Here is a 14,734-nt window from a genome sequence, read left to right as displayed (position 1 = left end):
TAAAAAAAGCCGGCTCCAGCTTCGCTGTCGAGCGGGAGCAAGCGCCCTCGCCACAAAACACGCGCTCCTACAGTTTTCCATCCGGGCCGAAGGCTTCGTCCACTTTGGCCAAGTCGGTATCGCGCAAGTTGCCCGCGTAGTAGTGCAATTTGGTCCAGGCCATCAAGTAGTCATAACGTGCCTGGGCCAGGTCGCGGCGGGTGCTGTACAACTGCTGTTCGGCGTTCAGTGCGTCGAGGTTGACGCGCTCGCCGCCGAGAATGCTTTGCTTGGTCGACACCACCAGCGCCTCCGCGGATGCCAGCGCTTTCTGATAGGCGCGCAACTTGCTCACGCCTGACAAGCACGCGCTGAACTGGCGACGCAGTTCGATCAGGGTTTCGCGGGTCTTGCCCTCCAGCTCGTATTCGGCCTGCTCCATCGCACGGCTGGCCTGGCGGGTGGAAGCCGAGATACCGCCACCGGCATACAGCGGCATGCTCACTTCGACGCCGATGGTGTTGGTGTCGTAGCGCTGGTTATAAGTGTTGCCGCTGTCGGACTCCTGCTTGCGCGAGGTGGCATACGCGGTGATTCGCGGCAAATGCCCGGCGCGGTTGCGTTCCACTTCATAGCGCGCCACTTCCAGGGACTGGCGTTGCGACGCCAGCACAGGGTTGTTGGTCAGCGCCAACTCATGCCAGGTGTCGTAGTTGGCCGGGGTCAGGGTGAACGCGGCAAAGCTCTGGTTCAGCGGTGCCAGGTCGTTGATGTTGACGCTTTGCACGCCGATCAACGCGCCCAGCTCCCGGAGCGAGGCGTCCTGCTCATCCAGGGCCTGGATCTCTTCGGCGGTGGCCAGCTCATAGCGGGACTCGGCTTCAAGGATATCGGTGCGAGTGCCCTCGCCTTGCTGGAACAGATGCCGGTTCTGCTGGAATTGTTGTTCGAACGCCTTCTTTTTGGCCCTGGCGATGTCGATCTGGTCCTGGGCAAAGAGCGCCTGGGTGTAATAGCTCAACACCCGCACCAGCAACGCCTGGCTCTTGTCGCGAAAGCTTTCATCGGCAAACAGCGCCTGGGCTACGCCCTTGCGGTAGTTGGCATAGGCTTCGTAGTCGAACAGCGGCTGTTGCAGGCTGAAGGTCGAGCCGTAGCTGTTGTAGTTGCGGTCGTCGCGGTAACTGCCGCCGCGCCCGTCAGGCAGGTGCGCTTCGGAGTTGTTGCGGCCCTTGTTGTAGTTGTAGGACAACCGCGGCAGCAAGCCGGCGCGGCCAATGGTACGGTTTTCCAGGCCGGCGTCGCGCTCCTTGATGGCGCCCAGGAACACCGGGTCGTTGCGCAGCGCCTGCTCGTATACATCGAAGGGCCCCATCGCGGCCTGGGCACTGCCACACACCAGCAACAGCGAAATGAACACTGGCTTCATGCTCATTCCTCGGTCAACGCGGAGCCGGCGCGATCCAGCAGCGGCTTGAACAGATAGTTGAGCAGCGAACGCTCGCCAGTGCGCACGAACATCTCGGCGGGCATGCCGGGCTTGATCACCAGGCCGTTGAGTTTTTCCATCGCCGCTTCGCTGACGCTGGTGCGCAGCACGTAATACGGCGCCCCGGTTTTTTCATCGAGCATCTGGTCGGCGGAGATCAGGCTGACTTCACCCGGCACCCGTGGCGTGCGGCTCTGGTTGAAGGCGGTGAAGAGGATGTCGACCGGCAAGTGTGTGCCGACCTTGTCCACCAGGTGCACGGGCAAATGCCCTTCCACTTCCAGACGTGTGCCCTGGGGCACGATCTCCAGCAGGGTTTCACCGGCACGCACCACGGCGCCTTCGGTATGCACGCTGAGGTTGACCGCAATGCCATCGGCCGGCGCGTTGATTTCGCTATGCTGCAGATTGAAGCCGGCGGAGGTCAGTTGTTGCTCAAGGGTCAGGGCGCGCAGTTGCGCGTCGGCCAGTTGGCTGCGCACTTCCTTCTGATACTCCTCGCCGTGTTGCTGCAACTTGAGCCGCGACTCGACAATGCCCTGCTCTATCCGGCCGCTTTCCCCGGCGTTTTGCGCCAGGTCCTGCTGCACCTGGGACAACTGGCGCTGATAGTCCATCAGCCGGTTGCGCGGGATATAGCCGTTGTCGGCCAAAGGTTGCAGGTTGCTCAGTTGCGCGCGCAGGGATTGGGCCTGGGCGGTCAAGTCACTGCGGGCACGGCGCATACCGCTCAACTGTGACGTGGCGCCTTCGATGCTGGCGCGGATCCCGGCTTGTTCACGGGCAAACGCGTCGCGGCGGCTGCTGAACAACTGGCGCTGACCTTCCAGAACCAGCATCAGGGCCGAATCGGGATTGGCGCTCAGCTCAGCAGGAAAGGTAATACCGGGCAGGTTGTCACGCTCGCTCTGCCAGCGCGCCACGCTGGCCCAGGCCATGCGGTACTGGGCTTGCAGCGATTGCACATCGGCCTGGTTCTGGGTCTGGTCAAGACGGAACAGCGGCTGGCCTTGCTTGACCATTTCGCCCTCTTTTACCAGGATGCGGCTGACCACACCGGGGCTGAAGGTTTGTACCGCCTTACGCTTGCCCGACACCACCACGGTGCCTTGTACCGGGATGCCCTGGTCCAACGGTGCAAGGCTGGCCCAGAGGAAAAACCCACCGGCACCAACAATGGTGATCACCCAGCCCATTTTTACGAAAAAGCCGGCATCGCGTTCTTTGATTTGAGGTTCAACGGTAAGGCTGCTCATGCGCCTGGATTCCTTCCGGCCTGGTACTGACGACTGAAACTGACACCGGTTTTTTCTTTCGGAGCTTCCTGCTGCCCGGACAACGCCCGCAGCACCTCTTGGCTGGGCCCGAACGCTTGCAGTTGGCCTTCGCCGAGCACCAGCAATTTGTCGGCCTGGGCCAATGCCGAGGAGCGATGGGTGACCAGCACCACGCTGCTGCCCTGGGCTTTCATCTGCATGATGGCGCTGGCCAATGCGGCTTCGCCGACGGTGTCGAGGTTGGAGTTGGGTTCGTCCAGCACGATCAGCCGCGGCCCGCCGTACAGGGCGCGGGCCAGGGCGACCCGTTGTTTCTGGCCGCCGGACAAGCCACCGCCGTTGTCGCCCAGCACGGTGTCGTAGCCTTGGGGCAGGCGCAGGATCAATTCATGCACACCGGCCTGTTGTGCGGCCTTGACCACCAGCTCCGGGTCGGCCTCGCGAAAGCGCGCGATGTTATCGGCGATGCTGCCGCTGAACAGCTCGATGTCCTGGGGCAAATAGCCGATATGCGGGCCGAGGTCGTCGCGGTTCCAGCGGTGAATATCCGCGCCGTCCAGGCGCACGGTGCCGGCCAGGGTCGGCCATACGCCCACCAGCACGCGAGCCAGGGTGGACTTGCCGGAGCCCGACGCGCCCAGCACGCCCAGCACTTCACCGGCAGCCAGGTTGAAGCTGACCTGATGCAGGGTCGCCATGCGTCGCCCCGGCGGGCCGGCGCTGACCTGCTCGAAACTGACCTGGCCGTGGGGCGCAGGCAAAGCCATGTGCTCGACCTCTGGCGGGAATTCGCGCAGCAGTTCGTCGAGGCGCTGGTAGGCCAGCTTGGCCGAGCTCCATTGCTTCCACACTGCAATCAATTGGTCGATGGGGCTGAGTACGCGGCCCATCAAGATGGAGCCTGCGATCATCATCCCGGCGGTCATGTCGCCCTTGATCACCAGGTAGGCGCCCAGGCCCAGCACCAAGGATTGCAGGCACAGGCGCAGGGATTTGCTCAACGAGGTGATGATCGAACCGGTGTCGCTAGCCTTGTTCTGCAAACCCAGGAACTGAGAATGCACGCCAAACCAGCGTTGGCGCAGTGCGCCTAGCATGCCCATGGCCTGGATGGTTTCGGCGTTGTGCAAATGGCTGGTGGCCAGTTGGGTCGACTGCTGCGAAAAACCGCTGGCCTCGCCCAATGGCTTTTTGGTCAGGTATTCGTTAAGGCACGCCAGGCCAATCAACAGTACCGCGCCGGCCGTGGCCAGCACGCCGAGCCACACGTTGAACAGGAAAATCACGAACAGGTAGATCGGGAACCATGGCGCATCAAAGAATGCGAACAGCGCAGGCCCCGTGATGAATTGGCGCAAAGCGGTCAGGTCGCCCAAGGATTGCCCGGCATGCCCCTGGCCACGCTGCAAGTTGCGCTCGAAGGCGGCCTTGTACACGCGCAAGTTGAAACGTCGCTCCAACTGGCTGCCAATGCGGATCACGATGAAGCTGCGCACCACTTCCAGCAGGCCGATAAACGCAAAGAAGCCCACGACCATCAGCGTCAACATCACCAGGGTGGTTTCATTCTGGGAGGACAGCACACGGTCATACACTTGCAGCATGTAAATCGAGGGCACCAGCATTAATAGGTTAATCAATGCCGTGAAACAGCCAACGCTGATCAAAATACTTTTGTATTCACCCAGCGCCCTGAATAAGGGCGCCACCCCATGGGACTTCGCCATATTAATTGTTTTTCCTTGCAGCGAATTACGCAAAAGGGTCACCCCTACCGAGTAGGGTACGGCCGCCTAACAAATCGAGTTATATGCTTATAACTTTTAATTAAGGTTTACGTTGCAGCGTTACAACTTCGCCTGCTTTAGTGCGGGCTTGATAGTCGCCCTCTTTCTGGCGATTCAAATGGGTGATCCCCGAGCCTTCAGCGTTAAACAGCCAAATACCATCCGGCGTGGGCGACCACGTCAGCGGCTTGTCGCCCAGCCATTGCTCGGCACAGGCGATATCGCCTTCCAAGACGTTGGCTTGCTCCACTAACTTGAGCGCGCACACCTGATCCTGCTGCTTCAGTTCCCACTGCCCGGCAAGCTGCGCGGAGGTGGGTAATACAAGACTGCTAGCCATTGCGTGGGCTCCTGCCGACACGAACAACACCTGCACAACACAGGCGATCAAATGGGAAAAACGTGGCATATCCAACTCCAGCCCGGAGCGCGGCGCCGAAGCGCCGCGCGCTTTACATCAGGCTACGATGTCACTGGCAGCCGCTTGGCCAACGGTGGTGACGAGGAAATCCGCCACGCCGTGCCCGGAGAAGTCCACCGCCAAGGTGCCCAGATTGGTACCTGAGGCATAGGTCAGTACAGCATCGCCGGCATGCCCGGTAAATGCGTTGACAAAGGTCACGCCCGCACCCTTGGTGATACCGGACAGGTCGATCTTGTCCGAACCGGAGGTGAAGTCGAAGATCTTGTCCGCAGCCCCTGGCTTGGAGTCGGAACTGGCACCGTACACGAAAGTGTCGCTGCCAGCGCCGCCCCATAGCTGGTCTGCACCGCCGCCGCCGTAGATGAGGTCGTTGCCGGCCCCGCCCTTGATGGTGTTGGCAACCTGGTTACCAATGATCAGGTCGTTACCCGAACCGCCGAACGCGTTCTCGATGGTGACGCCCTTGGCGATGGACACGTTGCCCACCAGGCCGCCCACATCAGAGAACGAGGTGGCAGTGAGGTTGATCTTCTGGTTCTGGGTGAAACCGGAGAAGTCCAGGGTGTCGTTGCCGCCACCGTCCCATACCGAAAACACCAGCTTGTCGGCATTGGAAGTGGCGCTGAGGAAATCACGCCCGGTGTTGGAGTTGAACCCGTAGGTGGTGTCAGTGGCGCGGGTGTTGAAGTTGGCACCGTAGAGCTTCTGGATCGCCGCAATGTCGTCGATCAGCGGGCCGGAAGCGTAAGCCTCGACGCCGCCCTTGCTGAAGTTCTGGTTGGTGTTGCTCTCGCTCCAGTAACTCATGAGGCTATAGCCACGCGTGTCCTGTCCATAGGTTGCGTCGTTATAGGTCGGGTTGCCGTTCCCGGCGTTGTAGTCGCCAGGGTGAGCCAGGCCCAGGGTGTGGCCGATTTCGTGGGTCAGGGTCTGCCGGCCATAGTTGTTCAGGTCCGGGGTCTTGTTCGGCGTGTAGCTATTGTTGGTCAGGTACCACGAAGTGCCGTCGTAGCCTGCACCGGTACCGGGCAGGTAAGCGAAGGCCGCGGCGCCGTCCTGGCCGCTGCTGTAGTTGCCGAAGGTCATGTGGCCGTCACCGCCGGAAGCCTTTTCGGTAAAGGTCACGTTGGCAACATCCGCCCAGGATTGCATGGCCAGTGCGGCCTGTGCTTTCTGCTGGGTGTTGAATTGGCTGAACCCCGAGATGCCATGTTTGTTCATGGTGCTCTGGGTAGCCGAGGTGAGGAAGGTGTAGGTCAGATCGATCTTGCCGTTGCCATCAAAGTCCCGGTACGCAGCACCATCCCGCAGCAGCTGGGTCGCTGCCTGGTCCACGGTGTAGGACGGTTTGCCATTGACCGTGAGATTACCGCCACGGTCATACAAATGGCTGAAGCTATCGATTTGCGAGTAAGCAGTGCTGGCTTGCGCGGCAGATACAATAGCCTTGTCTTTTACTTTTGACATAAACGTACTTCCTTGTTTGCAAGTGCATCAGTCTTTGTTCGATAGGAACCTCGCGGGCGAGGATAGTCCTATCACTCACCTCTTTTGAAGGCGTAAGAAAACTGACACAACTTGAAATCTTTCGTCTACATCTATTTCCATCGCACAATTGTGACGCAGGTTGAAGTTGCAGAAGTCCCACGCAGTGTTTATTGGGGGCCGTTGCGTTTATGTGGCCGAATCGGCGCACACCACTATTTAAATATTAAATACAAGTAAAGCCGCTCTAAGCGAACGGCTCACTTGATTAATGGATCCAATATATTGTCACGGTGTCATTAGCAACATTAAAGAGCCACTATTCGCACTATTAAAGTGCGCTGTCCCCCATTACCGGGACATACTCCAGCCACACTGTTGCAGGGCTGCCAAGAGGGTTTCGCCAGCCAGGCCCGGCACCTCGACGCCGTCTTGGGTGGTCATGTCTTCACCTGCCAGAATGGCGTTGATGATCGCCTCCTCCACCGCCTCTGCCGCCGCGCTGAACAGCGGCGAAATATGGTCGTTGTTGACCATCTGCAACCCGGTGCTGAGGGGCAGGTCCTTGCGCCCATAGTCGGCCGGTGGCAAATCACGGTTACCGGTGGCAAACGCCAGGAACAGGTCGCCGCTGGAATCTTCGGTGCCGCCGCCGGTACGCGCGATGCCGATGGACGCGCGCTGCGCCAGGCGCTGGCATTGGTGGGGCAGCAAGGGGGCGTCCGTGGCGATGATCACCACGATGGAGCCCATGCCGGGGGTGCCTCGCTCGGCAAAGGGCGAAGCAATGTCCATCAAGTGACGGCCCACCGGGTAGCCATCGACCCGCAGCTCCTGGCGCTTGCCATGGTTGGCCTGCACCAGTACGCCGACAGTCCAGCCGCCCTGCTCTGCTGGCAACCGCCGTGACGCCGTGCCGATGCCGCCCTTGAACTCGTGGCAAATCATGCCGGTACCACCGCCCACCGCACCTTCCTGCACCGGGCCGCTTTCAGCCTGGTCCAGAGCCTGGCGCACATGCTCTGGGCGCACGTGCTGGCCCCAGATATCGTTGAGCAGGCCATCGTAGGTTTCCATGACCACCGGCATGCACCAGTACACCGCAGGGTCCGCCAGGCGCTCGCGCTCCAGGGCGATCAGGCTGTCGCGCACCACCCCGATACTGTGGGTGTTGGTGATGGCCATCGGCGTGGTCAACAGCCCCGCCTCGCTGATCCACTCAAGGCCCGTGGCGTCGCCGTTACCGTTGAGCACGTGGTAGCCGGCAAAACACGGTTGCTGCCGCGCTTCCCCGGCACGCGGCTGGACCAGCGTGACGCCGGTGCGCACCTGCTTACCGTCCACACAGGCCTTGATCGTCGAGTGACCGACGCGAACCCCGGGAACATCGGTGATGGCATTCAATTCGCCGGGCATGCCCAACCCCAACGTAATGCCCAATTGACGTGCACGCATACCCACTCCTTACAGTTTCTGGAACGCCGGACTCAACCGGCCACTGATGCAATACAAGATCACCGACAGGGCCAGCAAGCCGATGATAATCATGATGTCGCGTACCGAGGCCTCCAGGATCAAGGTGACCAGCAGGTAACCGGCACCCAGTACCGCCAGCAATGCCGGCAGCGGCCATAACGGCATGCGATAGGGATGCTCGCGATCACGCAGCAGCACCCGGCTCATCAGCGCGCTCAGCGCCACCACCAGGTACACCAGCATAATCAGCAGCACGCTGAACGAGGTCAGGTCGGCCAGGTTAGAACTGAAGCTCAACAGCGCCGAGGGTATCGCCAGGAACAGTGTCGCCAGCCACGGCGAGTCCCAGCGCGGGTGAATACGCGTGAACAGCTTGTTGATACTCGGCGTCCACAGCGCATCGCGACCGCTGCTGAACACCACGCGGCCAATCTGGATCACGATGGCAACGATGGCGTTGAACACCGACAGGAAAATCCCGGCACTCACCAGCCGCGACAAGGTTTCATTGCCATGACTGGTCAACAGATAGCCGATCGGGTCGGGGCTGCTGATCATTGCGCTCAGGGACGGCGCGCCGATCAACAGTGCAGTGATCGGCACCAACTCGATGACCACCACCAACCCCAACGACCATAGCACCGCCTTGTGCACGCCCTTGCCGCCGCACTTCATGTCTTCGGCCAGCAACACCGCCGGGCCGTAGCCGTTGAACGAGAACAGGCCGATGCCGACGGCGCCGATCACCAAGGCCCAGGGCGCCAGGTGCAACACGCCGTTTTCGACGATCTGCGGCTGCAACAACACACTGGCCGGTTGCACCGGGTTACCGAAGCCGATCACCACAATCACCAGCAACGCCGCCACTTCCAATAGCAGGCAGGTGCCGGTAATCCAGGCGTTGAGCTTGATGTTGAGGATGCCCAGGGCGTAGCTGCACACCACGATCACCAGGGCGACGGTTTGCGAATCGAATGTCGTGCCGAGGGCGTTATTCAGGTAAGTCGCCGCACCGGTCGCCAATACCGGCGGGATAAACAGCAACATCACCAACACCGTCAGGAAGGTGGCGTAACCGGCCATGCCACCAAACACGCGCTTGGCATACACATACTCGCCGCCGGCGCTGTTATGGGCGCGGCCGAGTTCGGCGTAACAGAAGGCGAACATCAACGCGAGCAACGCCGCCATCACAAACGCCAGGAACACGCCACTGCCCGCCTGCTGGATGGCAAACGGGGCGATCACGAAGACGGAACTGGCCGGCGTTACCGCTGAAACGGTAATCGCCACGACATCAAAGACGCTCAGGGTGGGCTTGAGCACGCCATCGGGCGCGGGGGTGGCACTCATATCGTTATCCTCTGTCGTTGTTTTTGGTGTGAGGCAGAAACGAAAAATGATTGTTCCTCGGGATATGCTTCCCGTTGGACAGTGTCGACGTTATCGGCTGGTGGGGCTGCCGGCCAATTCCCCTATTGGCGTACTCCCCTTGACGGTGCCCAGCAGAAGCCTAACCCTTGGCCGATCATTTGAGGGTGGGGATGTTGAGATGAGCCTGTTCCGGGAAATCGGTATGCACGCGTGGTTGGGCCGCACCCTGTCACAGATCGGCACCGAGCGGTTCTGGAAGCAACTGGTACTGTTATTGCATCAGTGCCTGCCCTTCGATAATGCCCTGGCGATTTTCTACCCGCTGGATGGCCCGCCCCAGGCCCTGGAGGAGTACGACGCCCAACCCAGCAGCAAGCCGGCGTCGATGCTGGTGTACCTCAACGGCCTGTACCTGCTCGACCCGTTTTACCAGGCTTGCCGCGAAAACTATGCCAGCGGCGTATACCGCCTGGAGGAAGTGGCGCCGGACCATTTTCGCCAGAGTGAGTACTTCCTCAATTACTTCCACGACAATGTGCTGGAAGACGAAGTGCAAGTGATCCTGCAACTGCCCGGCGTGGGCACGCTGTCGCTGTCGCTGGGCATGCAGCGGCGCTTCAGCTTCGAAGAAACCGGGCTGTTGACCACGCTGTCGGCGTGGGTGTTGCCGCTCATGCACCAGCATTGGCAGCAAAGCACCCAGCGGGCACCGGCCATGGACAGCCAGATTCGCGATGCCCTGAGTCATTTCGGCAGCGGTGTGCTGTCGGACCGCGAGCTGGAAATCGCCCGGCTGGTGTTGCGTGGGTTCTCCTCCAAGGCCATGGCCGAACGCTTGAAGATCTCGCCGGACACCGTAAAAGTGCACCGCAGGCATCTGTACGCCAAGCTGGACATTTCGTCGCAGCCCGAGTTGTTTTCACTATTCATCCAGTCATTGGGGCATGACCTGGAGAACCCATAAACCTCATTCGAGCTGAAAGCGTGTTTGGCGCCTGTCAACGCCCCGTCCGTATGGTATTCCATACCCGAGTACGCACCCGGTCGATATTCAACGGCATGGCTTGCAGTGCAAACAGCTTGCCCATCATCTCCGGGCTCGGATACACCTTGGTGTCGGCCTTGATCGCCGGGTCTACCAGGCTGTCGGCCGCCGCGTTGCCGTTAGCGTAGTGCACGTAGTTGGTGACACTCGCCATCACGTCGGGGCGCAGCAGATAGTTCATGAAGGCATAGCCGGCTTTCTCATCCGGCGCGTCGGCGGGCATGGCGACCATGTCAAACCAGATCGCCGCGCCTTCCTTGGGAATGTTGTAGCCGATATTCACGCCGTTCCTGGCTTCCTTGGCGCGGCTTTCGGCCTGCAGGATGTCGCCGGAGAAACCGACGGCTACACAGATATCGCCATTGGCCAGGTCGGCGGTGTATTTCGAGGAATGAAAATACGCCACGTAAGGCCGCACTTGCATCAGCAGGGCTTCGGCCTTCTTGTAGTCCTCGGCTTTTTTGCTGTGGTGCGGCAAGCCCAGGTAATTGAGCGCGGCTGGCAGCAGTTCGGGGCCGTTGTCGAGGATGGCGACCCCGCACTTTTGCAGCTTGGCCATGTTTTCCGGCTGGAAGATCAAGTCCCAGGAGTCCACCGGGGCGTCGTCGCCGAGTACCGCCTTGACCTTGTCGATGTTGTAGCCAATGCCGGTGCTGCCCCACAGGTACGGAAAGCCGTGAGCATTGCCAGGGTCATTGTTTTCCACGGCCTTGAGCAGCACCGGGTTGAGATTTTTCCAGTTGGGCAGCTGGCTCTTGTCGAGCTTTTTAAGGGCGCCGCCCTGGATCTGCCGCGCCATGAAATGGTTGGAGGGAAACACCACGTCGTAACCCGATTTACCGGTCATCAGCTTGCCATCGAGGGTTTCGTTGCTGTCGTACAGGTCATAGGTGAAACCGATGCCGGTGTCTTTCTGGAAATTCCTGGTGGTGTCCGGTGCGATGTAGTCCGACCAGTTATAGATCTTCACGGTCTCGGCAGCCTGGCTGATAGTAGCCAGCAACATCAAGGGCAACAGGGCAATGGCTTTCATGGTTCGATTTCCTGGCGGTTTTAGGGCTGTTTTTATGGCAGGCGATCAAGGATCAAAGCGTTACAGAATCAGGACGTAGGTCTTGCGCACGGTTTCCTGGATATCCCAGATACCGGTGCTATTGGCTGGCAACATCAGTGCGTCACCGGCTTGTATGTGCAGGGTTTCCCCGTTGTCAGGCGTGAAGGTGCAGCGCCCTTGGATGAAATGGCAAAACTCCTGGGACTTGATCTGCCGACGCCAGCGCCCTGGGGTGCAGGCCCAGATGCCGGTCTCGACCCCGTCATTGCGCTCCACGCTCAGGGTCGAGGCCACGGCGATGGGCGCGCCCAGGGGCACCGCCACCGGTGATGAATCTGGCAGAGCGGTGTTCAGCGTGTCTTTGAATTGCGTAATGCTCATGGGTTTTCCCCTGTGGGTGGAACGAGTCAGTGCATGAAGCCTTCCATGAAACCGGCAACGCCGGTTGCCAGCTTGCGGCGCCAGGGCGGGGTGTTGGGGTTGGCCAACACCTGGTCTTCATGGACAAAACTGCGAATGATCGCGTTGTAACCCAGCCAGCGGCACGGCTCGGGCTCCCAGGCCTTGAGCGCCTGGAGTCCGCCTTCGCGAATCACCCAGGGTTGTCGGGTCAACGGGGTGTCGCGGCCCAGGATCAAGTCGGCCAGGGTACGGCCGCCGAGGTTGGTGGCGCCCACGCCCTCCCCGCCATAACCGCCGGACAGTGCGATGCCAGTGGCGTGGTCACAGAGCATGTGCGGACGAAAACGGCGCGACATGCCCAGGTTGCCGCCCCAGGAGTGGGTAATCCTGGCCTTTTTCAGCTGTGGGAAGAGTTCACCAAACAGGTAGCGACGCAACTCTACTTCGCTGTCCGTCAGGTCGAAGTTGTGCCGTAACTTGCCGGCAAATTGATAGCCACCACGGGCGCCGAACACCAGGCGATTGTCGGCCGTGCGCTGGCCGTAGGTGACTTGTCGGCTGCTCTCGCCAAAGGCCTGGCCCTGGCTGAGCCCGATGCCCTCCCAGGTGCTGGCCGGCAGCGGTTCGGTGGCGACGATCAAGCTCTGCACCGGTAACTGGTAGCGGCCCAACGGCGGCAAGGTATTGGCGTAACCCTCGACAGCAGGCACCACCCAGGCGGCGCGCACGCAGGCCTTGGCAGTGCGCAGGCTGCCGGACTGCCAATGGGTCACGGGGCTGTTTTCGTAAATGGTCACGCCCAGGCTTTCAACCGCCCGCGCCAGGCCACGCACCAGCTTCGCCGGGTTGATCGTCGCGACGTGGGGGGCATAGATGCCGCCATAAGGCTTGGCAATGCGGACCTGCTCGGCCAATTGCTGCGGGCTGAGCCAGCGGTAGTCGTCTTCGGTGAGGCCCTGGGCGTACAGCTTGTCCAGATAGCGGCGCAGGCTGCCTTCCTGCTCGGGGTAGCGTGCGGCGCAATACAAGGCGCCGCCTTTGCGGTAGTCGCAGTCAATGCCTTCGCGGACCAGCACCTGTGCCACTTCATCAGGAATGCCATGCAAGAGGTCAAACGAAGCGCGACGCTGCTGGGGGGCAAGCTCAGCCAGCAGACGGTCTTCTCCCAAGAGGTTGCCCATCAACCAGCCACCATTGCGCCCGGATGCGCCGAAACCGGCCGTTTGCGCCTCGATGATTGCAATTTTCAGCTCAGGGGCCTGGCGCTTCAGGTAATAGGCGGTCCACAGGCCGGTATAGCCGGCGCCGATAATCGCCACATTGACGTCCAGGTCGTGCTCCAGCGACGGGCGCGCTACCAGCGGGTCGTCCAACTGGTCCATCCATAAACTGATACTGCGCCATGCCGGCATGCCAGGTTCCCCTACCTCGGTTCGATAGGGCCGATCCTAGAGTGCAGCGTCAGGGGCTGTCTTGCGCGCGTGCACGCACAGAAATTTGTTTGAGGTACGCCTTGGGCGATTGCCCGGTGTGCTGGCGAAAAGCGCTGTAGAACGCCGAGAGTGAATTGAAACCGGCGGCAAAGGCCAACTCATCGACTTTGACCGGCGCGGTGGCGTGGTCCAGCGCGGCCAGTACATGCTGGAGTCGCGCCTGGTTGACGTAGCGATAGAAGCTCTGCCCCAGCACCTGGTTCAGCAGGTAGGACATCTGGTTGCGACTGTAGCCACAGGCCTTGGCGACCCGCTGCAGGTCCAAGTCCGGGTCCAGGTACGGCTGCTGACGCTCGAAATATTGTTGCAGGTCATTGGCCATATAACCCAACTGCTGGGGCGACAAACCCAGGCGGCTGACCGTGGTACGCAGCGCCTGGGTCGGTTGCTCGTGCACCAGGGACGCATATTCATGCACCCGCCAGATCAACCCGTCGCGCACCGTAATGGCCTCACTGGTACGAAACGACACCAGGCCCTGGCCGCCACGCAAGGTAATGCGGTACTGGATAAACGCGGTATCGCCATCGGCGCGGATGCGATCAGTGTGTTCAATCGCCTCATCCGCCTCACGGGGCATGCTGGCCTGCAGGTACTCGCGCAACTCGGCATAGCCCACCACACGGTTCTGGAAAAAATCGTGGTACAGGATCTCGGGGTGGTAGTAAGCCATCACCCCGTCCAGATCGCGATGTCGCCAGCACAGGTGATGGCGCAGCACCAACTCGCCGGTAGCGTGGGAATTGTGACACTCATCGTCTGGAGCGATGTCGGACATATCGGGCTCTACGGCGGGGAAAATTTTTGAGAATGCCGAAGTTTACCCTTGCCTTCAATGGTCAGATTGAGCGTCTGACTAATGGCCTTTTGCCTATTCCTTTGTAGGACATGATCTATATCAAAACCAGGCGAAAGAACCGCCGAACGGGCCGAAAAAAGTCACCTTGCAGTTGCGAACGAATGCTATTTTTAAGCCCTTAGCTGTCATGACCAGTGAAGGTCCTGGCCCCTGCCGCGAGCTAAAGGAAGCGCTCAATGAACAAGGTGGGCAACATGAACAAAGTGACATTTCCCAACGCCTGCCAGCTGATGCGCTGGCATTTTCACCCGATGGGCTTCGAGGGCAGCATGGACGCCCCCGGCAGCATGATCGCCCGCCTGTTCGACCGGGCCAGCGGCGAGACATTGATCGCCATCGCGGGGATCCCTTGCGCTACGGTGATGAACGCGACTGATGTGGAGCGCATCATCGAGGCAGTGGAGGATGAATTGGAGAGTTTCGTGCCGCCGGTTTCGTTGCGGGCGTGAGGCGGCAATAGCGTAATAACGCCCACTTTGACGGTAACCACGATGCGAAGCGAGCCGCTCTTGGTCTTGATCTTGATCTGCTTTTGATCTTGATCTCAGGCGCCCCGTTAAACCACGCTGGCCGAACGCAGGCTTGAATTC

General features: G+C 60.5%; 13 protein-coding genes. 2 read left to right on the top strand and 11 right to left on the bottom strand.

Annotated features, from left to right (window positions below; genetic code table 11):
- Positions 1–67: 67 nt before the first annotated feature.
- From AC1RAC_RS00065 to AC1RAC_RS00035, 7 genes are all read right to left on the bottom strand, one after another.
- Positions 68–1,408, bottom strand: a complete 1,341-nt coding sequence (locus tag AC1RAC_RS00065; RefSeq protein ID WP_003191155.1) for a TolC family outer membrane protein — start codon at positions 1,406–1,408, stop codon at positions 68–70.
- A 2-nt stretch (positions 1,409–1,410) separates the two neighbouring features.
- Positions 1,411–2,724, bottom strand: a complete 1,314-nt coding sequence (locus AC1RAC_RS00060; protein WP_057977342.1) for an HlyD family type I secretion periplasmic adaptor subunit — start codon at positions 2,722–2,724, stop codon at positions 1,411–1,413.
- A complete protein-coding gene (locus AC1RAC_RS00055) occupies positions 2,721–4,472 on the bottom strand; it encodes a type I secretion system permease/ATPase (RefSeq protein WP_034127694.1) in 1,752 nt (583 codons plus the stop codon). Before AC1RAC_RS00055 ends, AC1RAC_RS00060 begins: the two co-directional genes overlap by 4 nt.
- A gap of 100 nt (positions 4,473–4,572) precedes the next feature.
- The gene (locus tag AC1RAC_RS00050; protein WP_054898107.1) at positions 4,573–4,941 is read right to left on the bottom strand and encodes an AprI/Inh family metalloprotease inhibitor; all 369 of its coding nucleotides are present in this window, start codon (positions 4,939–4,941) and stop codon (positions 4,573–4,575) included.
- A 48-nt stretch (positions 4,942–4,989) separates the two neighbouring features.
- A complete protein-coding gene (locus tag AC1RAC_RS00045; RefSeq protein ID WP_054898106.1) occupies positions 4,990–6,423 on the bottom strand; it encodes a serralysin family metalloprotease in 1,434 nt (477 codons plus the stop codon).
- A 369-nt stretch (positions 6,424–6,792) separates the two neighbouring features.
- Positions 6,793–7,896, bottom strand: coding sequence for a DmpA family aminopeptidase (locus AC1RAC_RS00040; RefSeq protein ID WP_054922195.1), 1,104 nt, complete (start codon positions 7,894–7,896; stop codon positions 6,793–6,795).
- Between the two features lie 9 nt (positions 7,897–7,905).
- Positions 7,906–9,270, bottom strand: a complete 1,365-nt coding sequence (locus AC1RAC_RS00035; protein WP_034127698.1) for an APC family permease — start codon at positions 9,268–9,270, stop codon at positions 7,906–7,908.
- A gap of 199 nt (positions 9,271–9,469) precedes the next feature.
- Here AC1RAC_RS00035 and AC1RAC_RS00030 point away from each other — a divergent pair, with 199 nt between their 5' ends.
- Positions 9,470–10,255, top strand: coding sequence for a helix-turn-helix domain-containing protein (locus AC1RAC_RS00030; RefSeq protein WP_259284221.1), 786 nt, complete (start codon positions 9,470–9,472; stop codon positions 10,253–10,255).
- A gap of 34 nt (positions 10,256–10,289) precedes the next feature.
- On the opposite strand, the gene AC1RAC_RS00025 is transcribed toward AC1RAC_RS00030, so the two are convergent.
- The 4 genes from AC1RAC_RS00025 to AC1RAC_RS00010 are packed head-to-tail and all read right to left on the bottom strand — an operon-like array spanning position 10,290 to position 14,063.
- Positions 10,290–11,369: a polyamine ABC transporter substrate-binding protein gene (locus AC1RAC_RS00025; protein ID WP_054922193.1), complete on the bottom strand. Its 1,080-nt coding sequence runs from the start codon at positions 11,367–11,369 to the stop codon at positions 10,290–10,292.
- Positions 11,370–11,429: 60 nt separating this feature from the next.
- Entirely contained in the window at positions 11,430–11,771 is a 342-nt protein-coding gene (locus tag AC1RAC_RS00020; protein ID WP_034127701.1) for a cupin domain-containing protein, read from the bottom strand.
- A 26-nt stretch (positions 11,772–11,797) separates the two neighbouring features.
- Complete coding sequence (locus AC1RAC_RS00015) at positions 11,798–13,204, bottom strand: NAD(P)/FAD-dependent oxidoreductase (protein WP_034127702.1); 1,407 nt, start codon at positions 13,202–13,204, stop codon at positions 11,798–11,800.
- A 49-nt stretch (positions 13,205–13,253) separates the two neighbouring features.
- Entirely contained in the window at positions 13,254–14,063 is an 810-nt protein-coding gene (locus AC1RAC_RS00010; RefSeq protein WP_054922191.1) for a helix-turn-helix transcriptional regulator, read from the bottom strand.
- A gap of 257 nt (positions 14,064–14,320) precedes the next feature.
- Between AC1RAC_RS00010 and AC1RAC_RS00005 the strand changes: the two genes are divergently transcribed.
- Positions 14,321–14,593 (top strand): DUF1652 domain-containing protein, encoded by a 273-nt coding sequence (locus tag AC1RAC_RS00005; protein ID WP_127882153.1) that lies wholly within the window; start codon positions 14,321–14,323, stop codon positions 14,591–14,593.
- The last annotated feature ends 141 nt before the right edge of the window (positions 14,594–14,734 follow it).

The organism is Pseudomonas sp. GW823-FHT02F05 (assembly GCF_058797315.1).
This window is presented reverse-complemented; position numbering and strand designations above follow the sequence as displayed.

What these genes read in the sequence shown, in the direction of transcription:
- AC1RAC_RS00065 (WP_003191155.1), bottom strand. Translation starts at nt 1,408, where the DNA reads ATGAAGCCAGTGTTCATTTCGCTGTTGCTGGTGTGTGGCAGTGCCCAG.
- AC1RAC_RS00060 (WP_057977342.1), bottom strand. Translation starts at nt 2,724, where the DNA reads ATGAGCAGCCTTACCGTTGAACCTCAAATCAAAGAACGCGATGCCGGC.
- AC1RAC_RS00055 (WP_034127694.1), bottom strand. Translation starts at nt 4,472, where the DNA reads ATGGCGAAGTCCCATGGGGTGGCGCCCTTATTCAGGGCGCTGGGTGAA.
- AC1RAC_RS00050 (WP_054898107.1), bottom strand. Translation starts at nt 4,941, where the DNA reads ATGCCACGTTTTTCCCATTTGATCGCCTGTGTTGTGCAGGTGTTGTTC.
- AC1RAC_RS00045 (WP_054898106.1), bottom strand. Translation starts at nt 6,423, where the DNA reads ATGTCAAAAGTAAAAGACAAGGCTATTGTATCTGCCGCGCAAGCCAGC.
- AC1RAC_RS00040 (WP_054922195.1), bottom strand. Translation starts at nt 7,896, where the DNA reads ATGCGTGCACGTCAATTGGGCATTACGTTGGGGTTGGGCATGCCCGGC.
- AC1RAC_RS00035 (WP_034127698.1), bottom strand. Translation starts at nt 9,270, where the DNA reads ATGAGTGCCACCCCCGCGCCCGATGGCGTGCTCAAGCCCACCCTGAGC.
- AC1RAC_RS00030 (WP_259284221.1), top strand. Translation starts at nt 9,470, where the DNA reads ATGAGCCTGTTCCGGGAAATCGGTATGCACGCGTGGTTGGGCCGCACC.
- AC1RAC_RS00025 (WP_054922193.1), bottom strand. Translation starts at nt 11,369, where the DNA reads ATGAAAGCCATTGCCCTGTTGCCCTTGATGTTGCTGGCTACTATCAGC.
- AC1RAC_RS00020 (WP_034127701.1), bottom strand. Translation starts at nt 11,771, where the DNA reads ATGAGCATTACGCAATTCAAAGACACGCTGAACACCGCTCTGCCAGAT.
- AC1RAC_RS00015 (WP_034127702.1), bottom strand. Translation starts at nt 13,204, where the DNA reads ATGCCGGCATGGCGCAGTATCAGTTTATGGATGGACCAGTTGGACGAC.
- AC1RAC_RS00010 (WP_054922191.1), bottom strand. Translation starts at nt 14,063, where the DNA reads ATGTCCGACATCGCTCCAGACGATGAGTGTCACAATTCCCACGCTACC.
- AC1RAC_RS00005 (WP_127882153.1), top strand. Translation starts at nt 14,321, where the DNA reads ATGAACAAGGTGGGCAACATGAACAAAGTGACATTTCCCAACGCCTGC.